Source organism: Streptomyces sp. NPDC057307 (assembly GCF_042667665.1).
Classification (GTDB): Bacteria; Actinomycetota; Actinomycetes; order Streptomycetales; family Streptomycetaceae; genus Streptomyces.
The window spans coordinates 49,095-70,386 of record NZ_JBHUZM010000003.1 but is presented as its reverse complement, the minus strand read 5'-3'; the positions used below and the strand labels follow the sequence as shown (position 1 = coordinate 70,386).

Genomic DNA, 21,292 nt, shown 5'->3' with positions numbered 1-21,292 from the left:
TCAACCGACCGGCCACCGGGGGCCCGTGACCGGGTCCGCGCACCACACGTACCGCCGGTGGGGCTCCACGGTCATGCCGTAGTCGTACAGCGCCGGGCTGCCGTCACCGAGCCACCGCCCCCAGGCGACGTCCAGTTCGTCGGCCAGCCGGCGGGGCCCGCCCTGGTACGCGACGGTCTCGCCGCCACCCACAGCGGACAGGGCCGCCCAGGAACTGCCGTCGTGCAGCCAGGTGTTGAGGCCGTCACCGTCCTCCGCCGTGGTGATCTGCACGTCGGGCAGGGCCACCCGCAGCGCGAAGCGGAGGTGGATGTCGTCGCGCAGCGGCCCCAGCCGGCGACCGACAGGCCGTTCGGCCCCGGCGGGCCCGGCCGCCGCCGCCCGTACCTGCTGGAAGGAGCCACGCCACTGAGCGGTGCCCCGCGCGGGCATGAACTGGGCAAGCCCCTGCATCCAACCGGTCGCCGAACGCCCGTCCTCGGCGACGGTGAGCGCGACGTGCCCCAGCCGCCCCCACGGGGTGACGATCCGCCCGCCCGGCCGGGTACGGGCCACCCACGACCACGGCACCTCATCGACGGCGAAGGTGGCCATCACACGGTCGTACGGTACGGCGACGGGCGGCACGTCTCGCCCGTCGGCGACCTCGACACGTACGTCGGTCCCCGCCTCCCGGAGCCGTACCCGCGCCAGGGCGGCCAGTTCGGGGTCCACCTCCACACTGGTGACCCGCCCGGCCCCGGCCCGCCACGCCAGCAGCGCGGCGTTACGGCCGGTTCCCGTCCCCAACTCCAGTACCTGGTGGCCGGGTTCGAGAAGCAACGAATCGAGCATGTCGACCACCACGGCCTCGCACGAGAGGCTTGAGGACGGCAGCCCCTCGGTGACCTGCGTGACGGCCGCCGCGTCCGGGTCCCCGTACACCTCGGCGGCCCACCGATCGGGATCGGCCGCGCGGTCGACGGGGACATAGTCGTGCCCGTCCCACCGCCACACCCGCTCGGGCGCGAACCGATCCCGCGCCACGGCGTCGACAGCCTGGCGCACCCACGGAGACCGCGCGGGCCAGTCGCCACGCCGCTCCATCGCGTCCGCCAAACGGCGACGCCACTCGTCGAACGAGACCACGGAGTCCCCTACTTCTTGTGCTTGCCGTCGGGCTCGGGCTGCTTCGGTACCTGCCCGTCCGCGTTTCCGGGCGGCGGCGTGCCCTGCCCGGTGTCGGGCGGCGGCTTCTCGTGCTTGGCCATGGTGTCCCTCTCTCGGTCATCTGCTGCGACTCCGGCAACGGTGGCATCGCCCGGAACCCTTCTCGACCGACTTGCAGCAGTTTGCACGCCAATCCTGGCTCCGAGGCCCCGAACCGACAGCCGCTCCGCTTAACTACGAAGCGCACGCAGAAAGAAACAAGGAGCAACGGTCCGGAGGCCGGCCATGTCCGTAGAGTTCATCGGCATCGATCCCCACACCGATCGTGACCACTGCCCGACGGTATGGGTGGACCCCGAGGCACGAGAAATCCTCTTCCAGGGTTGGAAGCCCGATTCCTCCACGACGACAGCTGAGTGTGAGGCGACGAGCCCGGCGAACGGTCCCATGCCGGCGAGCGAAGCGCTCGTCAGGATTCCGGCACGTATGGTGCCCCTGATCAGGGAGGCGTGCGATGCCGTCGAGCGTGCCGGGATTCGGTGAGTTGCTGGGCCGATGCCGCACATCCGCCGTGCACTTGGAGCTGCGTGACTCGTACGCTCCGACGGAACGGTTCGACGCGTGGCGGCGCGGCGAGCGCGTCGACTGGGCCGACCGGCAATCCTGGTGGCACCCGTACGACCAGCTCATCGCCGACACCGTGGCCCGAGGCGTCACGATCCGCCGGGCCCGTATCGTCTCCGAACCGGTGAGCGAGTACATCCGGTGGGAGCACGACGTCACCCGCGCCAACGTCACCGCCGGCGAGCAAGTCCGGTGGCTGCCACGCAGGTCGGCCAACGGGATCGCCCTCCCGGCGAACGACTTCTGGGCGTTCGACGGCGCCTTCCTCCGGGTGCACCACTTCTCGGGTGACGGCGTGGTGGTCGAGGACGAGATCACCGAAGACCCGGCGACGCTGGACCTCTGTGTCGCGGCATTCGAAAGTGTGTGGGAACGTGCTGTCCCGCACGAGCACTACAAGATCTGACCGGAACGGCCTCGCCCCCTCATGTATCCGCATCCGTCGGCCGACGTCCAGCAGGCTCGGGACGCGGTAGCGGCGCGGCTGCGCGAACTGAGGCTCGACGCCGGGCTCTCCGGGCGTGAACTGGCCGCCAGGTGCGGATGGTCGGAGTCGAAATCGTCTCGTATCGAGAACGCGCGGACTCTTCCCTCGGACGCCGACCTCCGCGCCTGGTGCGCCGCCTGCCACGCCGACGACCAGTCGGCCGACCTCGTCGCGGCCCATCGGCAGTCCGCCGAGGCGTACGTGCGGTGGAGACGCCTTCAGCGGACCGGTCTGCGCCGACTGCAGGAATCCGGCGCGACGCTCTACGAACGCACCGCGCACTTCCGCGTGTACTGCTCCGACGTGATGCCGGGCTTTCTCCAGACCCCCGAGTACGCGACCGCGCTGCTCGCCTCCATCGCCGCCTTTCGGGGCACCCCCGACGACGTGCAGGAGGCCGCCGCGGCACGGGTGAGACGCAACCGTGTCGTGCGCGACGGCAAGCACCGGTTCTCCATCCTCCTGGAGGAGGCGGTACTCCGTCACCGCATCGGCGGACCGCACACGATGGCCGCGCAGCTCGACCACCTCCGTGACGCCACGACGTTCACGCACGTCGCCCTGGGGGTGATTCCGTTCTCCGCCGAGCGCACCGTCTGGCCGTTGCCCACGTTCACCATCTTCGACGCGGCGCGGGTGCATGCGGACTCCCTGGACGCGGCGGTGACATTGGTGCAGCCGAGCCAGGTCGAGCTGTACTCCAGGGCGTTCGACGGGCTCGCACGCGATGCGGTACGTGGCGGGGCTGCCCGCTTGCTGATCTCCGACGCGGCGGAGTCGATCGCCGGCCACCGCCCCCCGGACAGGACCTAGACCTCTCGCAGGTCGGGTCGCGCGCGGGGAACTGGCCCGTGCGGAGGTGGGCGTTGGCGCGCCGGTCGACGCAGGCGTTGCCGTACTTGTCGTACAGGCCGTACTGGCGGGTGCCCACGGTGAGCAGGCGGGACGTCGTTGCCGACCGCCCGCCAGTAGCTCCCGGCGCCGCGCCGCTGTGTCCACCTCGGCACAGCCGACGACGGCTCCATCAAGATCCAGGAGAGCGACCAGCCCGTCACCATCGTCACCACCACCCCCGAGAAGCTCCGCGCCTTCATTCTCGGCGTCGAAGCGGGCGAGTTCGACCACTTCGCCGGCCTCGAGGGCGACACGGAATCCGCCACTCCGGCGTCGTGGCGTTTCTCCGCGAACCTCAGTTGCTTCGCAGGTTCCCGTCGAACCTGCCGCCGGCAACCGTGCTCTGTCGTCGCTTGTCACGTCACCGAGATCGTGGCCTTGATGAGGTCGCGCGCGTCCTGGCCGTACACGGCCGACGGTTGGAGGAGCGCGAACGCCGCGCGGAACACCTGGAGCCGGGCGGGGTCGGTGATCGTTTCGGCGCCGCGGTAGCCCTCCACCTCGGCTCGGCGGTCGTCGAAGAGAGAGAAGCCGTCGCCGGGATAGATGTGGAGTGGGGCGCGCGCGGGAATGATGCCCAAGGTGAGCCCGGGAAGCGCGGTGGCTTTCAGCAGGTGCTGGAGCTGGCTTCGCATGACGTCCGCGCCGCCGATGTTCGTCAGCAGAGCCTGCTCTCCGAGCAGTACGTGGTAGCTCCTGCCGTCCTGCCCGATGTACTGGGCTCGTGCCGTCCGTGCAGCGACACCGGCCTCGACGTCGTCGGGGAGCTCATGGAAACCGACGACGAGGCGCAGCATGGCCTCGGCGTACCGCGGGGTCTGGAGATCTCCCCAGACGACGTTGGGGTGGTAGCCGACGTAGTCACGGGTGTCTCTCACCAGGTCCAGGAAGCTCTGCTGCACGGGACCGGTGCCTTGCTGGAGTAAGTCGTTCCAGTCGTGGTCTGCGGGAGAGGTAGACGCGTTCATAGCTGGGATTTTCGCAGTACGCGGTGGTTCTGTCCTCGCCTTCGGGAGAGCCGGGGAGACGGCTGACTGTGCTCCAGCGCGGCCCCGAAGGCGATCACGGACCGAGTACCCGACCTCGACCCCGCGGTCCTGGGGAACGCACAGGCGCCGGTTACTGTCGGGCGCATGTCCGAGCTGTCACCCCCCGCCCCCGAACTCTTCACCTGGGAGTTCGCCACCGACCCCTACCCCGCCTACGCCTGGCTGCGCGAGCACGCGCCCGTGCACCGGACCCGGCTGCCCAGTGGGGTCGACGCGTGGCTCGTGACGCGGTACGTGGATGCCAAGCGGGCCCTCGCCGATCCCCGGCTGTCCAAGAATCCCGTGCATCACGCCGAGCAGGCGCACGCCAAGGGGAAGACGGGGATCCCGGGGGAGCGGGGCGCGGAGTTGATGACGCATCTGCTGAACATCGATCCGCCCGACCACACCCGGCTGCGGCGCCTGGTGTCGCAGGCGTTCACCCCGCGCCGGGTGGCCGAATTCGCGCCCCGTGTGCAGGAGTTGACGGACGGGCTGATCGACGCCTTCGCGGCGAAGGGGGAGGCCGACCTCATCCATGACTTCGCCTTCCCGCTCCCCATCTACGCGATCTGCGATCTGCTCGGGGTCCCGCGCGAGGACCAGGACGACTTCCGCGACTGGGCCGGGATGATGATCCGGCACGGCGGCGGGCCGCGGGGTGGGGTCGCGCGGTCCGTGAAGAAGATGCGGGGGTATCTCGCCGAACTCATCCACCGCAAGAGGGACGCCCCCGGCGACGACCTGATCTCCGGGCTGATCCGCGCGAGCGACGACGGCGAGCACCTCACCGAGAACGAGGCCGCCGCCATGGCGTTCATCCTGCTCTTCGCGGGGTTCGAGACGACCGTCAATCTGGTGGGCAACGGGGTCTACGCGCTGCTTCGCAACCCCGACCAGCGCGAACGCCTTCAACGCTCCCTCGACGCAGGCGAGACCGGGCTGCTCGCCACCGGGATCGAGGAACTGCTGCGCTACGACGGGCCGGTGGAGCTGGCCACCTGGCGCTACGCCACCGAGCCCGTCCAACTCGGCGGGCAGAGCGTCGCGGTGGGCGACCCCGTCCTCGTCGTACTGGCCGCCGCCGACCGCGACCCGGAGCGGTTCGCCGATCCGGACCGGCTCGATCTGTCGCGGAGTGACAACAAACACCTCGGATACGGCCACGGCATCCACTACTGTCTCGGCGCACCGCTCGCCCGCCTGGAAGGACAGGCCGCGCTCGGGACACTCCTGACCCGCCTGCCCGACTTGCGACTTGCGGTCGATCCATCCGATTTGCGGTGGCGTGGCGGGCTCATCATGCGTGGACTGCGTACGCTCCCGGTGCAGTTCACAGCGGTGCGTGACTGAGTGATCGTCAACACTGTGACTTTCACGTGATCTCCGCTGTATCGACTTGTGACAGACGTTGGAGTACGGCTACGTTCACGACCGTCCCAGCAGTCACCTGTTCGGAATTCACGTTCGGAACCCGTGTTCGGGATTCACGTTTCAGCAGTCTCACGGAAGGCAATCGCATGCGCTCCGGGAACGGCCGGCACCGTCGGCCCCGTCAAGCCCCCGCCCTCGTCGTCGCGGCAGGGGTGACAGGCTCGGCGATCGCCATCCCGCTGCTCGGCGCGACCGGCGCCAGCGCGGCCGACGCCGCCACCTGGGACCGTGTCGCCGAGTGCGAGAGCGGCGGCATGTGGAGCGCCGACTTCGGCAACGGGCACTACGGCGGGCTCCAGATCGCCCAGGAGACCTGGGCCGACTTCGGCGGTACGGCGTACGCGCCCACCGCCGACCAGGCCAGCCGCAGCCAGCAGATAGCCGTGGCCGAGAAGATCCTCGACGCGCAGGGGCCGACCGCGTGGCCGACCTGCGCGCTGGTCACCGGGCTCACGGCGGACGACGGTGCGTCGCCGGATGGCGAGCCCTCCGGCGACGCCACCCAGCAGCCCGAGACGTCCGCGGAGCCCGCGCCCGAGTCGAGCGAGGAGGCCGTGCTGCCGCCCGCTCCCGAGTCGACGCCGTCGTCCGGGCAGTTCGGCCGTGATTCGGCCTCCGGTGGCGAGAAGCCCAGCGCGGAGCCGAGTACGGAGTCGAGTACGGAGTCGGGTACCGGGTCCGGTACGACGCCGAGCGCGGAGCCCGGCACCGAGGCCGACGCCGGCCAGGGCACCGGCAAGCACCGCGGCGAGGCGGACGCCGGAACGGGCGCCACCGACGGGTCGACCGAAGCAGGCAAGACGGGCAACGCGGACGAAGAGCGTGAAAGTGGCCGTCATGCCTCGCGGGGTGACGGTTCGGCACGTAACGGTGACACCGCCGCCGAGGACACGGCCGCCGCCGACGGCTCGTACACCGTCCAGGCCGGCGACAACCTGTGGGCCATCGCCGACGAGCAGAAGGTGGAGGGCGGCTGGTCCGCGCTCTACGCGGCGAACCGCGAGGTCGTGGGCTCCGACGCCGACCTGATCCTGCCGGGCCAGAGCCTCGATCTGACCGCGAAGTAGGGGTAGTTAAACGGTCTATGTCCGTATCTGCGCAAGTGAGACAAGGGTCTCTTCGTCCCAACTGATGCGGTCTGACCGGCACGTCGCCTCGCTTCCGTCCCGACCTGCGTAAACAGAGGTTTCCTCGGGGCGGGATGGGCGAATCATCCCGGATGTTCCTTCTTTGAACATCCGGGATGTCTGTGTTTACGGTCTGAACCGCTCGCACCGCGGGCACCGTCGACCGTCACGCCGAATCCTGCCGTCGGTCGGGGGGAGTAGTCGTCGCGTCAAGCGCCGAAGGCAGGAGCGGGGGACCCAAAGGTAAGTGCCGGCCAGTACGGCCGGCTCGGGGTGCAGCCGTGTGCAGGGGGACGTGAAGACGTTCCCGGGTCGCACGGCCGGGCAACTCACTTGGCCCGAACCCGACAGCTCACCTCGTAGGCGTCGGTGAGGAGATTTCGCATGCTGTTTTCCAGCAAGTCCGGCAAGGCCAAGCACCGCCGCCCCTCCAAGGCCGTCCGCTACGCCACGCTCGCCGGCATCACCGGTGCCGCTGTCGCGGCCCCGCTGATCGGCGCCACCTCCGCCTCCGCGGCCACCACCGCCGAGTGGGACGCCGTCGCCCAGTGCGAGTCCGGCGGCAACTGGTCCATCAACACCGGCAACGGCTACTCCGGCGGCCTCCAGTTCTCGCCCTCCACCTGGGCCGCGTACGGCGGCACCGCCTTCGCCTCCAGCGCCGACCAGGCGTCGAAGTCGCAGCAGATACAGATCGCCGAGAAGGTCCTCGCGGGCCAGGGCAAGGGTGCCTGGCCGAGCTGTGGTGTCGGCCTGTCCAACGCCTCCAACAACGCCGGCTCGGACGACAGCGCCCAGCAGCAGGCCCCTGCCCCGAAGGCCGCCCCGAAGCAGGAGTCCGCCCCGCGCGCCGCGCAGGAGCAGCCCGCCTCGCGTAGTGAGACGCGCGGCCCGATCAAGAAGGGCGACGGCGAGTACAAGGTCAAGGCCGGCGACACGCTCTCCAAGATCGCGGACGCCAAGAAGGTCGAAGGTGGCTGGAAGAAGCTCTTCGACCTGAACAAGGACATCGTCGAGAACGCCGACGAGATCTTCCCGGGTCAGCAGCTCCACCTGAGCTGACCCTTCCCTCCCTGAGCCCCGGCACGGCGCGCCTCACTCCCCCCGGACGCGCCGTACCGGGGCTCGGGCCCTGTCCGAGGTGCTGCGGTACGGGGCTCGGGCCCTGTCCGAGGTGCTGCGGTACGACGCCCGGGTCCGCCCGGCCGCCGGTCCACGGACCCCAGGACATTCGCGGCTGAACGGGCATTCAGGACTCTTTTCGTCCCAGCGGGCGGGCATCTGCCGACCGCCGACCGGGAGCCGGTTAGGCTCATGCCGCAAGGCCAACGAGGCCCTGCACTCCACGCGTCACATCCCAGAAGGAGATGCTCGTGCCGTCCATCGACGTCGTCGTAGCCCGGGAAATCCTTGACTCCCGAGGCAACCCCACGGTCGAGGTCGAGGTCGGCCTCGACGACGGCAGCACCGGCCGTGCTGCTGTCCCCTCCGGTGCGTCCACCGGTGCGTTCGAGGCCCTCGAGCTCCGCGACGGTGACCAGAACCGCTACCAGGGCAAGGGTGTCGAGAAGGCCGTCCTCGCCGTCATCGAGCAGATCGGCCCGGAGCTCGTCGGCTACGACGCCACCGAGCAGCGCCTCATCGACCAGGCGATGTTCGACCTGGACGCCACGCCGGACAAGTCCTCGCTCGGCGCCAACGCCATCCTCGGTGTCTCCCTGGCCGTGGCGCACGCCGCGTCCGAAGCCTCGGACCTGCCGCTGTTCCGCTACCTCGGCGGCCCGAACGCGCACCTGCTGCCCGTTCCGATGATGAACATCCTCAACGGCGGGTCGCACGCCGACTCCAACGTGGACATCCAGGAGTTCATGATCGCGCCGATCGGCGCCGAGTCGTTCTCCGAGGCCCTGCGCTGGGGCGCCGAGGTCTACCACACGCTGAAGAAGGTCCTGAAGGAGAAGGGGCTCTCCACGGGCCTCGGCGACGAGGGCGGCTTCGCGCCGAACCTGGAGTCCAACCGCGCCGCGCTCGACCTGATCCTCGTGGCCATCAAGGAAGCCGGCTACGCCCCGGGCAAGGACATCGCGCTCGCGCTCGACGTGGCGGCCTCCGAGTTCTACAAGGACGGCTCCTACGAGTTCGAGGGCAAGTCCCGCTCGGCCGCCGAGATGACCGAGTACTACGAGGAGCTTGTCGCCTCGTACCCGCTGGTCTCCATCGAGGACCCGCTCTTCGAGGACGACTGGGCCGGCTGGAAGGTCCTCAACGACAAGCTGGGCTCCAAGGTCCAGATCGTCGGCGACGACCTCTTCGTCACCAACCCCGAGCGCCTGGCCCGTGGCATCGAGGAGGGCTCGGCCAACGCCCTGCTCGTCAAGGTCAACCAGATCGGTTCGCTGACCGAGACCCTGGACGCCGTCGAGCTGGCGCAGCGCAGCGGCTTCAAGTGCATGATGTCGCACCGTTCCGGCGAGACCGAGGACGTCACGATCGCCGACCTGGCCGTCGCCACCAACTGCGGCCAGATCAAGACCGGCGCCCCGGCCCGCTCCGAGCGCGTCGCCAAGTACAACCAACTGCTGCGTATCGAGGAGATCCTCGACGACGCGGCGGTGTACGCGGGCCGCAGCGCGTTCCCCCGCTTCAAGGACTGACCTCTTGAAGGACTGACCACCGTGCCCGTCCTACGGCCGTCCCCGGCCACGGTCCCGTACCGTGTCCGGGGACGTACGCGCGTACAGAGGCAGTACGCCGGTACAGAGGTACGAGGGGTCCGCCGGGCCTCCAGGGAGGCGGGACCATGGCCGCGAACCGGGACCGGTTCTCCACCGCGACCAAGATCAGGATCCTGGGCGAGCAGACCGCCGCCCGTGTCTACCGCTCGCAGACCCGCAGGCAGGCCCGCCGCTCCCGGCTCACCGGACGCGCGGCCTTCCTCGTGCTCGTCGTCTGCTCGCTGATCGTGGCGCTCGCCTATCCGATGCGGCAGTACGTGTCGCAGCGCGGCGACATCGCGGAGCAGGAGCAGTTGACGCGTGAGGCGGCGCAGCGGGTCGAGGAGCTGCGGGACGAGAAGGCCCGCCTCCAGGACGACGCGTACGTCCAGCGCCTGGCGCGCGAGCATCTGCACTACGTGATGCCGGGGGAGACCGGCTACATCATGGCCGACCCCCGGGCGGCCGAGGAGCGCCGCACCGACCAGGGCGCGGCCGACCGGCCCTGGTACTCCAATCTCCTGGACGGCGTCGACAACGCCGACCGGACGGACAGATAGACATCAAGGAAACCGACGCAGGTATGCAAACGCCCCCTCCGCAGACGACACGCACCGAACCCACCGAGGCGGACGTCGCGGCGTTCAAGCAACAGCTCGGCCGGCCCCCGCGCGGTCTGCGCGCCATCGCGCACCGCTGCCCCTGCGGGCAGCCCGATGTGGTGGAGACCGCCCCGCGTCTCCCGGACGGCACGCCGTTCCCGACGCTCTACTACCTGACCTGCCCGCGCGCGGCCTCGGCCATCGGCACGCTGGAGGCGAACGGTGTCATGAAGGAGATGACCGAACGCCTGGCGACCGACCCGGAGTTGGCCGCCGCGTACCGCAAGGCGCACGAGGACTACATCGCGCGCCGCGACACCATCGACGTACTGGCGGGCTTCCCGAGCGCCGGCGGGATGCCGGACCGGGTGAAGTGCCTGCACGTGCTGGTCGGCCACTCGCTCGCGGCGGGTCCGGGAGTGAACCCGCTGGGCGACGAGGCGTTGGCGATGCTGCCCGAGTGGTGGCGCAAGGGCCCCTGTGTGATCCCGTTCACAAACGACGGCCCCGCTGTGGGAGACGAGGGAGACACCGAATGACCAGGATCGCGGCCGTCGACTGCGGTACGAACTCCATCCGCCTCCTGGTGGCCGACGCCGACCCCGCCACCGGCGAACTCGTCGACCTCGACCGGCGCATGACGATCGTGCGGCTCGGCCAGGACGTCGACCGGACGGGCCGGCTCGCCCCCGAGGCGCTGGAGCGCACCTTCGCGGCCTGCCGTGAGTACGCCGACGTCATCAAGGCGCACGGCGTGGACCGCACCCGCTTCGTGGCCACCTCCGCGTCCCGCGACGCCGAGAACCGCGACGAGTTCGTGCGTGGCGTCCTCGGCATCCTCGGTGTCGAACCCGAGGTGATCACCGGCGACCAGGAGGCGGAGTTCTCCTTCACCGGCGCCACCAAGGAGCTGACCGGCCGCACCGACCTGGCGAAGCCCTACCTGGTCGTGGACATCGGCGGCGGCTCCACGGAGTTCGTCGTCGGCGCCGACCGGGTCACCGCCGCGCGCTCGGTGGACATCGGCTGCGTACGGCTGACCGAACGCCACCGCCCGGCCGACCCGGCCACCCAGGCCGACATCACCGCCCTGCGCGCGGACATCGCCGCCGCGCTCGACAAGGCCGAGGAGAGCGTCCCGCTGGGCGAGGCCCGCACCCTCGTCGGCCTGGCCGGCTCCGTCACCACGGTCGCGGCGATCGCGCTGGGGCTGACGACGTACGACTCGGAGGCGATCCACCACGCGCGCATCCCCTTCGAGATGGTCCGGGAGATCACCACGACGCTGCTGTCCTCCACCCACGCCGAACGCGCGACGATCCCGGTCATGCATCCGGGGCGGGTCGACGTGATCGGGGCGGGTGCGCTGATCCTGCTCACGATCATGGAGCGGACCGGCGCGGAGGAGGTCGTGGTGAGCGAGCACGACATCCTCGACGGCATCGGCTGGTCGATCGCCTGAGCCGGCGTAGGACTTTCGGCGACGATCGCTCCGGGCACTCAGATGTCGCGGTGGACGTCACGACGGTCGCCGACTTTGACGACGAGGACGACGAGCTCGCCGTCCAGGACCTGATAGGCGATCCGGTAGCTGCCGACCCGAAGACGGTAGAGACCGGACGGCCCGGTCAGTTTCTTGATGTCGGCGTCCTCGCGGTACGGGTCGTCGCCGAGTGCGGTCAGCGCGGCGAGGATGCGCATGGCGGCAGGCCGGTCGATTGCCCGGAGTTGCCGCTGTGCCGCCGTGGTGAACCGGAACGCGTACTTCACGCCGCGCCCTCGTCGCGCTCGGTGAACAGGTCGGCCAGCAGCTCGGCCATGGTCACGGTCGGGCCGCCTTCGGCCAACGTCGCCTCGGCCTCGCGCGCGAGCAATTCGTCCGCCGCTTCTTCCAGCGCGTTGAAATCCGCGATGGGTACGAGGGCGGCCACGGCGGCACCGTTGCGCGTGATTATCGTCGGGGTGCCCCGTTCGGCACGGTTGATGTGGTCCGCAAGGTGAGCGCGGGCCTCACGTACGGTCACAGCGTTCTCATCCATGGCTGAAGTGTACGCGAGTGTGTGTACACCGCCCCGGCCGACTCGGACCGACCCGGATCAAGGCCGGGTCGAGGCCGGGTCGAGACTGGATCGAGGCCGCTCGGCCGGGCGGGTGAACCGGGCGTGTTCCAGGGGCTCCTGGGGCGGTCCCGAGCGTCCCCCGAGCGCCTTTACGGGGGTCTTACGGGGTCTCTGTGCCGGGTCCCGGAACGAAGTTCGTGAAGTTCTTCACAAGAGAAACCGCCGGGTTGGGCGCACATCACTCCCCAGGGGCCGCCGGCATCGCCCCGGCGCCTCTGTACGGCCGGTCAACGGGCCGTTCCGGCGGTATTGCGGGCGTGTGAACCACCCGGTGGTCCACCCCTGGGAAAGGTCTCAAGGTCCAGCTCACGAGGGGTGCGGAACGTCTCGCGACACCGCTTGGTTCCACTGCGGGAGCATGATGTGGATCATGGGGGCCGCGCAGTGTAGCAGAGGTGTGGGGGGTGCTTGTGAAGGGGCTCACGAGCACCCCCTCCAAGGCAGGTGGATACTCGATGGCATGAGCACCACGGAGCGTCCCAGGATCCTTGTTGTAGGCGGAGGGTACGTAGGCCTGTACGCGGCTCGTCGCATTCTGAAGAAGATGCGCTACGGGGAGGCGACGGTCACTGTCGTCGACCCCCGCTCGTACATGACGTACCAGCCCTTCCTCCCCGAAGCCGCCGCCGGGAACATCTCGCCTCGGCACGTCGTCGTACCGCTGCGACGCGTGTTGCCCAAGGCTGAGGTGCTCACCGGCCGAGTCACGACCATCGACCAGGACCGCAAGGTCGCCACGGTCTCGCCGCTCGTCGGTGAGGCCTACGAGCTGCCCTTCGACTACCTGATCGTCGCGCTCGGCGCCGTCTCCCGTACCTTCCCGATCCCCGGCCTCGCCGAGCAGGGCATCGGTATGAAGGGCATCGAGGAAGCGATCGGTCTCCGTAACCACGTGCTCGAACAGCTCGACAAGGCCGACTCGACGACCGACGAGGACGTCCGCCGCAAGGCGTTGACCTTCGTCTTCGTCGGCGGTGGCTTCGCCGGCGCCGAGACCGTCGGTGAGGTCGAGGACCTGGCGCGCGACGCCGCGAAGTACTACACGAGCGTCAAGCGCGAGGACATGCGCTTCCTGCTGGTCGACGTCGCCGACAAGATCCTTCCCGAGGTCGGCCCGAAGCTGGGCAGCTGGGGCAAGGAGCACCTGGAGAGCCGCGGCGTCGAGGTCTACCTCAAGACCGGTATGGACTCCTGCGTCGACGGCCGCGTCGTGCTGGGCAACGGCCTCGAGGTCGACTCCAACACCATCGTGTGGACCGCGGGCGTCAAGCCCAACCCGGCGCTCGCCCGCTACGGTCTGCCGCTCGGCCCGCGTGGTCACGTCGACACCAACGCCAAGCTCCAGGTGCAGGGCACCGACTACGTCTGGGCCGCCGGTGACAACGCCCAGGTCCCGGACATGGCCGCCCGCAAGGCCGGCGTCGAGAACGCCTGGTGCCCGCCGAACGCCCAGCACGCGCTGCGTCAGTCGAAGGTCCTCGGCGACAACGTGATCTCCGGCCTGCGGGGCTTCCCGCAGAAGGAGTACAGCCACGCCAACAAGGGCGCGGTCGCGGGTCTCGGCATGCACAAGGGTGTCGCGATGATCGTCGTCGGCAAGATGAAGATCAAGTTCCGTGGCCGGCTGGCCTGGTACATGCACCGCGGCTACCACGGCATGGCGATGCCGACCTGGAACCGTAAGATCCGGGTCTTCGCCGACTGGACGCTCTCGGCGTTCCTCAAGCGCGAGGTCGTCTCGCTCGGCGCGATGGAGACACCGCGCGAGGAGTTCTACGAGGCGGCCAAGCCCGCCCCGGCGCGTCAGACCGCCGCCCCCGCGCCCGCCTCCGTCCCCGCCGGGGAGTCGGAGTCCGGCTCGGAGCAGGTGAAGGCCGAGGCCGGTTCGACGGTGAAGGCTTCCTGAGCCGCCGCCGGCGCCCGTAGCGCTCATACCGACCCGAAAGGGCCGCCCGCCATCCGTGGTGCGGGCGGCCCTTTCGCGTGCGCCCGGCGCCGAAGTTGGGTACGACATGCCAGGCAAGGGTGCGCAGTGGTGGATTTCACCACAAAATGCGTGGCCCGTGCAGCTATTTTTGCCCACCCATTGCGTGCTGTCGGGACTGTCAGACCTTCCCGGCGGTGTTTACGTATGTGTTGAGCATTTCTGGGATCCACCATCACGGAGATCCACCATCACGGAGGTGTGCGCCATGGCCGATGCCGCACTGCGGCTGAGCACTCTTGCCGAGGAACTGCTGGGAGCCCCGCTCCCCGTACGTATCCGCGCCTGGGACGGCAGCGAGTCGGGTCCGCCCGGCGCGCCGACTTTCGTCCTCCGGCACCGCCGGGCCCTGCGCCGACTGCTCTGGAAGCCGGGCGAGCTGGGCCTCGCCCGTGCCTGGGTGGCCGGCGAGATCGACATCGACGGTGATCTGTACGCCGCGCTCGACCTGGTCGCCGGACTCCTCTGGGAGCGCGGCGCCGACGCCAAGGACACGGTGCGCCCGCTGCGCGACCCGCGGATGCGCGCCGCGGCGAAGGGCATCGTGGGGATCGCGGGCCTCTGGCCGCCGCCCCCGCCGCCCCCCGAGGAGGTCCGGCGCAGGTCCGGCGCGCTGCACACCAAGCACCGGGACAGAGCCGCGATCAGCCACCACTACGACGTCGGCAACGACTTCTACGAGATGGTCATCGGACCGTCCATGGTCTATTCGTGCGCCTACTTCGAGGAGCCCGGCGCCACGCTGGAGGACGCCCAGCGCGACAAGCTCGACCTCGTCTGCCGCAAGCTCGGTCTGACGGAGGGCGACCGGCTGCTCGACGTCGGCTGCGGCTGGGGCTCCATGGCCATGCACGCGGCGCGCGAGTACGGCGCCCAGGTCACCGGGGTCACGCTCTCCCGCGAGCAGGCCGCGTACGCGCGCAAGCGCATCGCCGAGGAGGGCCTCACCGACCGGATCGAGATCCGGGTCCAGGACTACCGGGACGTCAGGGACGGGCCGTACGACGCCATCTCGTCCATCGGCATGGCCGAACACGTCGGCTCGCTCCGCTACCGCGAATACGCCGACGACCTCTTCGCCCTCCTCAAGCCGGGCGGCCGGCTGCTCAACCACCAGATCGCGCGCCGCCCCGAGAAGGACGAATCGCAGTACCACATCGACGACTTCATCGACGCGTACGTCTTCCCCGACGGCGAACTGGCCCCGCTCGGCCGCACGGTCGCCACGCTGGAGGAGGCGGGCTTCGAGGCCAGGGACGTCGAATCCCTGCGCGAGCACTACGCCCTGACGCTCCGTCAGTGGGTGCGGAATCTGGAGAAGCACTGGCCCGAGGCGGTACGGGCCACCTCACCCGGCCGCGCCCGCGTCTGGCGGCTCTACATGGCCGCCTCCGCGCTCGCCTTCGAGCACAACAGGATCGGCGTCAACCAGATCCTGGCGGTACGGCCCGGCGAGTCGGGCGCCTCGGGTGTCCCGCTGCGGGCCCGCACCTGGCGCTGACACGAGTCACGGCGGTCACGCCAGACACCTGAGTACGGCGAAGGGCCCCGCACCCGGGGGGATGCGGGGCCCTTCCCCGTACCGGTGACAGCCTCTGGTCACTCGGTCTTGATCGCCGTCAGCATGTTGAGCCTCGCCGCGCTGCGCGCCGGCCAGAGCGCCGCCAGCACACCCACCAGGCCCGCGAGGAGCAGGAAGATCCCGATCCGCTCCCACGGCAGGACCAGCGCGTAGCCGGGGACGGATCCGCGGATCGTCTCGCCGATCGCCCAGGCCAGGAACGTGCCGAGCCCGATACCGACCACCGCGCCGAAGAGCGAGATCACCACGGCTTCCAGCCGGATCATGCGCTTGACCCGGCGGCGGTCCAGACCGATGGCCCGCAGCATGCCGATCTCCTGCTGACGCTCGAAGACCGACATCGCGAGGGTGTTGACGACACCGAGCACCGCGATGAGCAGGGCCATCGCCAGCAGCCCGTACATGATGTTCAGCGCGGTGTTGATCATGCCGCCGAACATGTTCCTGATGTCCTGCTGGTCGGCGACGCTGATCGCGGGGTTGTCGCCCAGCGCGTCCACCAGGGCCAGTTCGTTGGCCTCGGTCATGCCGCCGTCCATCGCCACGTACACCTCGGGGGTGTGCGACTTCGCCTCGTGCGGCCCCACCAGGTCCGTCGAGATCAGGACCGGTGAGACGAACTCGTTGGGCTCGTACGTGGCGCCGATCGTGAGCCGGGCCGTCTTGTCGTCCTGGTACTTCACCGTGACCGTGTCGCCGGTCTTCAGGCCCCTGGACTTCGCGGTGTCCGAGGCCATCGCGATCGAGTCACCGCTCAGGGAATCCAGCGAACCGCTCTTCGTCTCCAGCGCGAGGAGCTGCTGGATGTCACCGGGAGTCACGCCCGACGCGGACGTCTCCTTGCCCTTGATCTCCAGGTACGAGGACCGCTGCGGGGAGACCGCGCTGACGCCGGGGGCCTTCTCCAGCGCCGTGACCGCCGACTCGTCGAGACCGCCGCCGCTGGCCATCGTGACCATGTAGTCGGCCTTGATGTTGTCCGTGGTCATCTTGTCGATGGCCTGGCCCAGCGTGACACCGACGACGGTCAGACCGGTGACCAGTGTGAGGCCGATCGCCAGCGCGGACGCGGTGGCACCCGTACGGCGCGGGTTGCGGACCGCGTTCTGCCCGGCCAGCTTGCCGGCGACGCCGTACAGCCGGTTCAGCAGCGGCTGTACGAGCGCGATGACCGGGCGCGACAGTAGCGGGATCAGCACGATGATGCCGACGAGTGCGAAGAAGGCACCGGCGCCGATGATCAGCTTGCCGTCCTTCCCGACCCCGGCGCCCGCGATGATGCCCGCGGCGCCGATGAGTGTGAGCACGGCGCCGATGGAGTTGCGCAGGACGAGCGACTTCATGGTGGCCACGGCGTGCACGCTGCTCATGGCGGCGACCGGCGGGATCTTCGCTGCCCGGCGGGCGGGCAGCCAGGCGGCGATCAGGGTGATCACCACACCGACCCCGAAGGCGGCGGCGACGGCGACCGGCGAGATCACCAGCGGCCCGGCGGGCACCTTCGCGCCGAACGAGCCCATGGCCGCGCGCAGTCCGGTGGCCAGACCGACACCGAGGACGAAGCCGATGGCGGACGCGAAGAGGCCCACGACCAGCGCCTCGGCCATCACCGAGCGCTTGACCTGGCGGCGCGAGGCCCCGACGGCGCGCAGCAGCGCCAGCTCCTTGGTGCGCTGGGCGACGAGCATGGTGAAGGTGTTGGAGATCAGGAAGATTCCGACGAAGAGCGCGATGGCGGCGAAGGCGAGCAGCATCTGGTTGATGCCGCTGAGCTGGTTCTCGATGTCGGCCGCCTGCTGGTCGGCGAGCTGCTTGCCGGTCTGGGCCTCGGCGTCCTTGGGGAGCAGCGGCTCGACCGCGTCGAGGATCTTCGCGTCGGAGGCGCCGGGCGCCGCCGTGACGGTGGCGTTCTGGAAGAAGCCCGGCTCCAGGTAGAGCTTCTGGGCGACCGAGGTCTCGAAGAGCACCAGGCTGCCGCCCGCGTTGACCGCGCCGTCCTCGGTGGTGAAGACGCCGGAGAGGGTGTACTCCTTCACCGGTCCGTTGGTGGAGACCCGGACCGGGCCACCGACCTTGTACTCACCCCGGGACGCGGTGGACTTGTCGAGCGCGATCTGGCCGGCCTCCGTGGGGCCCGCGCCTTCCGTGAAGTCGTACGCGGCGTCCTTGCCGTTCTCGCCGGGGGCGAAGTTGGTACCGGTGTTGGACCAGCCGTTGCCGATGAGCTTGCCGTCCGGGTCGGCCACGCCGGCGAATCCGTCGACCCGGCCGGTGACGGAGGCGACGCCGTCGACGGCGCCGATCTTGTCCAGGGTCTTCGGGCTGAGTCCCGGCTCCGGCTTCTTCCCGTCGGGCTCCGCCTCGTTGGAGGCGTACGAGGAGACGGAGACGGCGACGTCCTTGTAGCTCTTGGCCGACTGCTTGTTGAAGGCGTTGCCGAGGGTGTCGGTGAAGACCAGGGTGCCGGAGACGAAGGCCACGCCGAGCATCACGGCGAGCACGGTCATCAGCAGCCGGGCCTTGTGCGCGAGCACAGTGCGCAGGGCGGTACGGAACATGGTGGGAGTCCAGGTGAAGTGGGCAGGCCGGAAGCGGGCAGGGCGGAGGACGGGCCCGCGCGGCCGGAGGACGGCGGGGCGGGCGGACGTGCCGCGGTGGAGAGAGGAGAGGGGGCCGGCCGGTGCGGGGCCGTCAGGAGGGCCGGGCGACGGTCGTCGTCGGCCGGGGCGTGGTCGGCTCGGGTGTCGCCGGCTCGGGCGCCGTCAGCTCGTACGGCCCTTGGAGTCGAAGTCCTTCATCCGGTCGAGCACGCCGTCGGCGGAGGGGTGCAGCATCTCGTCGACGATCCGGCCGTCGGCGAGGAAGATCACCCGGTCCGCGTAGGAGGCGGCCACCGGGTCGTGGGTCACCATGACGACGGTCTGGCCCAGCTCCCGTACGGAGTTGCGCATGAAGCCCAGCACCTCGGCGCCGGCCCGTGAGTCGAGGTTTCCGGTCGGCTCGTCGCCGAAGATGATCTCGGGGCGGGAGGCCAGCGCGCGGGCGACCGCCACACGCTGCTGCTGGCCGCCGGAGAGCGCGGTGGGACGGTGGTGGAGCCGGTCCTTGAGGCCGATCATCGTGATCACGTTGTCCAGCCACTGCTTGTCGGGCTTACGGCCCGCGATGTCCATGGGGAGCGTGATGTTCTCCAGGGCCGTCAGGGTCGGCAGCAGGTTGAACGCCTGGAAGATGAAGCCGATCTTGTCGCGGCGGAGCTGGGTGAGCTGCTTGTCCTTGAGCGTCCCCAGCTCGGTGTCACCGATGCGTACGGAACCGCTGCTGAAGCTGTCGAGACCCGCCACACAGTGCATCAGGGTCGACTTGCCGGACCCGGACGGGCCCATGATCGCGGTGAACTCGCCCTGCCGGAAGTCGACGCTGACCTGGTCGAGGGCGACCACCTGCGTCTCGCCCTGCCCGTAGACCTTGGACAAGCCGGAGGCGTGGGCGGCCACGGCGCTGGCGCGGTGGAGGAGAGGCATGGTCGTCACGGGTGGGGCTCCTTCAGGGGCGCTTGGTGGATTGATTTCATCCTCTCCCCCGTGCGGCCCCGGGTCGTCACCCCTCGTGCCCGTTCCGGTGGCCCTCTCGGGTCGGACCGGGAGGTGGCTCCGTCCTCCTCGGGTATGACGTCGACCCCGTCCCTCCGGTATGACACCGACCCTGACTCCGGTCCCCGGTCCGTCCGAGATCTGTCCGAGGTCCGTCCGGAGGCCGCCCCGGCTTTGCTCCTGACCCGTCCGGGGTCCGTCCCGGATCCGGTCCTGGCTCCGGTCACCCCGTCACCGTGTTGTCACGCCGGCGACCCCTGTGCGCAATCCGTGTGCGGGGAGTGGCGAATAGTAGACAGAGAGCGGCGAGTTTCCGTCATATCCCGAGGTCCGTATCAAGACCTTCGTCCTGCTTCCGGCATGTGCCGATGGCGTGTTACCAGGGCTGACACACCCTCAGGTGCCAATAAAATCAGACAGGATCGCCCAAGTACCCGGCCGTCCGAGGGGTCCTCCCGGATAGGCTCGTGAGCCAACGCGGAGCCGCGTACGCCCGGATGGTGGAATGCAGACACGGCGAGCTTAAACCTCGCTGCCCCAAATGGGGCGTACCGGTTCAAGTCCGGTTCCGGGCACACTCATCGTACGTGTGCTGACCTGCGAAGATCGATTCATCCCCACTTTCTTGCCTCTGAGGCACACTGCTGCTGAAACGTGCCTGCGGATCGCCACGATCGGCCAACTCGATTGAAAAGTAAAGCTCTTGACGAATAGTCAGCTCCGGGAGCCGGTGAACCCGCAGCTCAGAGCCCTTGATCATCTTGTCGAGTGCGCGTCAATCCGCAGAATCCCGGACTCCGGGCGGTGTCGCCGGAGAGCCTCCCGGAGGGGTGCGTAAGCGCCACCGGACGGTGCTCCGGGCCGGCCCGGCGACCCGCCTCCGGAACCCCTCGCGTCACGATCGAGGAAAGATCCTCCCAGGGCACTAGGGTGTTCCCTTTGCTCCCGCATTACTCTTGTGCCAAGGCCGCGCAGGGTGGCCGCCATGGAGGAGTGAGATGAGGAGCAGCAACCCGGTCTTCTCGCGACGGGGCTTCAGTCGCGACAACGGTCAAGCGGGGTTCAACGCGGCGCCGCAGGCCGGGGGCCCCGCCGTAGGAACGCAGAACCCGTACGCGACGAATCCGTACGCGACCAACCCTTACGCGCAGACGGACCCCCAGTTCGGCGGTGCCGGTCCGCAGGCGCCCGCCCGTGCCGGGGTCATGACGATCGACGACGTCGTGACGCGCACCGCGTCGACGCTCGGCACGGTCGTCCTCACCGCCGTCCTCGCCTGGGTCCTGCTCCCGGTCGACCAGGACAACATCGGCAAGTCGTACGGCATCGCCATCGGCGCGGCCCTCGTGGCCCTGGTCCTGGCCCTGGCGCAGTCGTTCAAGCGCAAGCCGGTCCCGGCGCTGATCCTGGCGTACGCCGCGTTCGAGGGCGTCTTCCTCGGCGTGATCAGCAGCGCGGTCAGCACGTACCTCTCGCCGGGCGTGGTCGTCCAGGCGGTGATGGGCACGATGGCGGTCTTCGCCGGTGTGCTGATCGCGTACAAGATGCGCTGGATCCGCGTCACGCGCCGGTTCTACGGCTTCGTGATGGCCGCCGCGATGGGCTTCGTGCTCCTCATGGTCGCCAACCTGCTGTTCAGCGTCTTCGGCGGCGGTGACGGCCTCGGCTTCCGCAGCGGCGGCCTCGGCATCCTCTTCGGTGTCATCGGCATCATCCTCGGCGCGTGCTTCCTGGCGCTCGACTTCAAGCAGGTCGAGGACGGCGTCACGTACGGCGCGCCGCGCGAGGAGTCCTGGATGGCGGCCTTCGGCCTCACCATGACGCTCGTCTGGATCTATCTGGAGATGCTGCGGCTCTTCTCGATCCTGAGCGGCAACGACTAGCGGCAGCGACTGGCGGTAGCGGCCGTACACGGCAGCGACTGGCGGTAGCCGCGGTACGCGGCAGTCGGACA

19 protein-coding genes, 1 tRNA gene and 1 riboswitch are annotated in these 21,292 nt (G+C 69.5%); of the genes, 14 read left to right on the top strand and 6 right to left on the bottom strand.

The genetic code is table 11. From position 1 onward, the window contains the following. Positions 1-1,128, bottom strand: coding sequence for a methyltransferase domain-containing protein (locus ACFUN8_RS02125; protein WP_383630192.1), 1,128 nt, complete (start codon positions 1,126-1,128; stop codon positions 1-3). 306 nt (positions 1,129-1,434) lie between these two features. Between ACFUN8_RS02125 and ACFUN8_RS02120 the strand changes: the two genes are divergently transcribed. From ACFUN8_RS02120 to ACFUN8_RS02110, 3 genes are read left to right on the top strand one after another with little or no spacing between them, the layout of a single operon-like run. After that, complete coding sequence (locus tag ACFUN8_RS02120) at positions 1,435-1,692, top strand: hypothetical protein (protein ID WP_383630190.1); 258 nt, start codon at positions 1,435-1,437, stop codon at positions 1,690-1,692. Continuing rightward, the gene (locus ACFUN8_RS02115) at positions 1,664-2,179 is read left to right on the top strand and encodes a DUF6879 family protein (RefSeq protein ID WP_383630188.1); all 516 of its coding nucleotides are present in this window, start codon (positions 1,664-1,666) and stop codon (positions 2,177-2,179) included. Before ACFUN8_RS02120 ends, ACFUN8_RS02115 begins: the two co-directional genes overlap by 29 nt. Before the next feature lie 21 nt (positions 2,180-2,200). Continuing rightward, positions 2,201-3,073 carry a helix-turn-helix domain-containing protein gene (locus tag ACFUN8_RS02110; RefSeq protein ID WP_383630186.1) on the top strand — a complete coding sequence of 291 codons (873 nt, stop codon included), beginning with the start codon at positions 2,201-2,203 and terminating at the stop codon, positions 3,071-3,073. A 437-nt stretch (positions 3,074-3,510) separates the two neighbouring features. Here the strand turns inward: ACFUN8_RS02110 and ACFUN8_RS02105 are convergent, their stop codons facing one another. Continuing rightward, on the bottom strand, positions 3,511-4,122 hold the full coding sequence (locus ACFUN8_RS02105; protein ID WP_383630184.1) for a DUF5753 domain-containing protein: 612 nt from the start codon (positions 4,120-4,122) through the stop codon (positions 3,511-3,513). A gap of 165 nt (positions 4,123-4,287) precedes the next feature. Between ACFUN8_RS02105 and ACFUN8_RS02100 the strand changes: the two genes are divergently transcribed. From ACFUN8_RS02100 to ACFUN8_RS02070, 7 genes are all read left to right on the top strand, one after another. After that, positions 4,288-5,535, top strand: a complete 1,248-nt coding sequence (locus ACFUN8_RS02100) for a cytochrome P450 (protein ID WP_383630182.1) — start codon at positions 4,288-4,290, stop codon at positions 5,533-5,535. 167 nt (positions 5,536-5,702) lie between these two features. Continuing rightward, positions 5,703-6,683: a transglycosylase family protein gene (locus tag ACFUN8_RS02095; RefSeq protein ID WP_383630180.1), complete on the top strand. Its 981-nt coding sequence runs from the start codon at positions 5,703-5,705 to the stop codon at positions 6,681-6,683. A gap of 264 nt (positions 6,684-6,947) precedes the next feature. Next, positions 6,948-7,124, top strand: a riboswitch (cyclic di-AMP (ydaO/yuaA leader). Between the two features lie 3 nt (positions 7,125-7,127). Further along, positions 7,128-7,805, top strand: a complete 678-nt coding sequence (locus ACFUN8_RS02090) for a transglycosylase family protein (RefSeq protein ID WP_383630178.1) — start codon at positions 7,128-7,130, stop codon at positions 7,803-7,805. Between the two features lie 305 nt (positions 7,806-8,110). Further along, positions 8,111-9,397: a phosphopyruvate hydratase gene (eno, locus tag ACFUN8_RS02085; RefSeq protein WP_189109532.1), complete on the top strand. Its 1,287-nt coding sequence runs from the start codon at positions 8,111-8,113 to the stop codon at positions 9,395-9,397. A 146-nt stretch (positions 9,398-9,543) separates the two neighbouring features. Continuing rightward, entirely contained in the window at positions 9,544-10,017 is a 474-nt protein-coding gene (locus ACFUN8_RS02080) for a septum formation initiator family protein (protein ID WP_383630176.1), read from the top strand. Between the two features lie 23 nt (positions 10,018-10,040). Beyond that, a complete protein-coding gene (locus ACFUN8_RS02075; RefSeq protein ID WP_383630174.1) occupies positions 10,041-10,598 on the top strand; it encodes a DUF501 domain-containing protein in 558 nt (185 codons plus the stop codon). Next, positions 10,595-11,521: an exopolyphosphatase gene (locus tag ACFUN8_RS02070; protein WP_383630172.1), complete on the top strand. Its 927-nt coding sequence runs from the start codon at positions 10,595-10,597 to the stop codon at positions 11,519-11,521. Before ACFUN8_RS02075 ends, ACFUN8_RS02070 begins: the two co-directional genes overlap by 4 nt. A gap of 38 nt (positions 11,522-11,559) precedes the next feature. On the opposite strand, the gene ACFUN8_RS02065 is transcribed toward ACFUN8_RS02070, so the two are convergent. Then, complete coding sequence (locus ACFUN8_RS02065) at positions 11,560-11,829, bottom strand: type II toxin-antitoxin system RelE/ParE family toxin (RefSeq protein WP_383630170.1); 270 nt, start codon at positions 11,827-11,829, stop codon at positions 11,560-11,562. Then, positions 11,826-12,098, bottom strand: coding sequence for a type II toxin-antitoxin system Phd/YefM family antitoxin (locus ACFUN8_RS02060; RefSeq protein ID WP_383630168.1), 273 nt, complete (start codon positions 12,096-12,098; stop codon positions 11,826-11,828). Before ACFUN8_RS02060 ends, ACFUN8_RS02065 begins: the two co-directional genes overlap by 4 nt. Positions 12,099-12,639: 541 nt before the next feature. Between ACFUN8_RS02060 and ACFUN8_RS02055 the strand changes: the two genes are divergently transcribed. Together ACFUN8_RS02055 and ACFUN8_RS02050 are read left to right on the top strand one after the other, a co-directional pair. Further along, positions 12,640-14,085 (top strand): NAD(P)/FAD-dependent oxidoreductase, encoded by a 1,446-nt coding sequence (locus ACFUN8_RS02055; protein WP_383630166.1) that lies wholly within the window; start codon positions 12,640-12,642, stop codon positions 14,083-14,085. Positions 14,086-14,371: 286 nt separating this feature from the next. Next, positions 14,372-15,664 carry a class I SAM-dependent methyltransferase gene (locus ACFUN8_RS02050; protein ID WP_383630164.1) on the top strand — a complete coding sequence of 431 codons (1,293 nt, stop codon included), beginning with the start codon at positions 14,372-14,374 and terminating at the stop codon, positions 15,662-15,664. 98 nt (positions 15,665-15,762) lie between these two features. Here ACFUN8_RS02050 and ACFUN8_RS02045 read toward each other — a convergent pair whose 3' ends face one another. Together ACFUN8_RS02045 and ACFUN8_RS02040 are read right to left on the bottom strand one after the other, a co-directional pair. Next, positions 15,763-18,303, bottom strand: coding sequence for an ABC transporter permease (locus ACFUN8_RS02045; RefSeq protein ID WP_383630162.1), 2,541 nt, complete (start codon positions 18,301-18,303; stop codon positions 15,763-15,765). A 204-nt stretch (positions 18,304-18,507) separates the two neighbouring features. Further along, entirely contained in the window at positions 18,508-19,269 is a 762-nt protein-coding gene (locus tag ACFUN8_RS02040) for an ABC transporter ATP-binding protein (protein WP_383630310.1), read from the bottom strand. 560 nt (positions 19,270-19,829) lie between these two features. Between ACFUN8_RS02040 and ACFUN8_RS02035 the strand changes: the two genes are divergently transcribed. Both ACFUN8_RS02035 and ACFUN8_RS02030 read left to right on the top strand, forming a co-directional pair. After that, positions 19,830-19,913: transfer RNA gene (locus ACFUN8_RS02035), tRNA-Leu, on the top strand. Between the two features lie 423 nt (positions 19,914-20,336). After that, entirely contained in the window at positions 20,337-21,221 is an 885-nt protein-coding gene (locus ACFUN8_RS02030; RefSeq protein ID WP_383630160.1) for a Bax inhibitor-1/YccA family protein, read from the top strand. Positions 21,222-21,292: the final 71 nt, after the last annotated feature.

What these genes read in the sequence shown, in the direction of transcription:
- ACFUN8_RS02115 (WP_383630188.1), top strand. Translation starts at nt 1,664, where the DNA reads ATGCCGTCGAGCGTGCCGGGATTCGGTGAGTTGCTGGGCCGATGCCGC.
- ACFUN8_RS02095 (WP_383630180.1), top strand. Translation starts at nt 5,703, where the DNA reads ATGCGCTCCGGGAACGGCCGGCACCGTCGGCCCCGTCAAGCCCCCGCC.
- ACFUN8_RS02105 (WP_383630184.1), bottom strand. Translation starts at nt 4,122, where the DNA reads ATGAACGCGTCTACCTCTCCCGCAGACCACGACTGGAACGACTTACTC.
- ACFUN8_RS02030 (WP_383630160.1), top strand. Translation starts at nt 20,337, where the DNA reads ATGAGGAGCAGCAACCCGGTCTTCTCGCGACGGGGCTTCAGTCGCGAC.
- ACFUN8_RS02090 (WP_383630178.1), top strand. Translation starts at nt 7,128, where the DNA reads ATGCTGTTTTCCAGCAAGTCCGGCAAGGCCAAGCACCGCCGCCCCTCC.
- eno (WP_189109532.1), top strand. Translation starts at nt 8,111, where the DNA reads ATGCTCGTGCCGTCCATCGACGTCGTCGTAGCCCGGGAAATCCTTGAC.
- ACFUN8_RS02080 (WP_383630176.1), top strand. Translation starts at nt 9,544, where the DNA reads ATGGCCGCGAACCGGGACCGGTTCTCCACCGCGACCAAGATCAGGATC.
- ACFUN8_RS02070 (WP_383630172.1), top strand. Translation starts at nt 10,595, where the DNA reads ATGACCAGGATCGCGGCCGTCGACTGCGGTACGAACTCCATCCGCCTC.
- ACFUN8_RS02075 (WP_383630174.1), top strand. Translation starts at nt 10,041, where the DNA reads ATGCAAACGCCCCCTCCGCAGACGACACGCACCGAACCCACCGAGGCG.
- ACFUN8_RS02060 (WP_383630168.1), bottom strand. Translation starts at nt 12,098, where the DNA reads ATGGATGAGAACGCTGTGACCGTACGTGAGGCCCGCGCTCACCTTGCG.
- ACFUN8_RS02055 (WP_383630166.1), top strand. Translation starts at nt 12,640, where the DNA reads ATGAGCACCACGGAGCGTCCCAGGATCCTTGTTGTAGGCGGAGGGTAC.
- ACFUN8_RS02120 (WP_383630190.1), top strand. Translation starts at nt 1,435, where the DNA reads ATGTCCGTAGAGTTCATCGGCATCGATCCCCACACCGATCGTGACCAC.
- ACFUN8_RS02040 (WP_383630310.1), bottom strand. Translation starts at nt 19,269, where the DNA reads ATGCCTCTCCTCCACCGCGCCAGCGCCGTGGCCGCCCACGCCTCCGGC.
- ACFUN8_RS02045 (WP_383630162.1), bottom strand. Translation starts at nt 18,303, where the DNA reads ATGTTCCGTACCGCCCTGCGCACTGTGCTCGCGCACAAGGCCCGGCTG.
- ACFUN8_RS02050 (WP_383630164.1), top strand. Translation starts at nt 14,372, where the DNA reads ATGGCCGATGCCGCACTGCGGCTGAGCACTCTTGCCGAGGAACTGCTG.
- ACFUN8_RS02110 (WP_383630186.1), top strand. Translation starts at nt 2,201, where the DNA reads ATGTATCCGCATCCGTCGGCCGACGTCCAGCAGGCTCGGGACGCGGTA.
- ACFUN8_RS02100 (WP_383630182.1), top strand. Translation starts at nt 4,288, where the DNA reads ATGTCCGAGCTGTCACCCCCCGCCCCCGAACTCTTCACCTGGGAGTTC.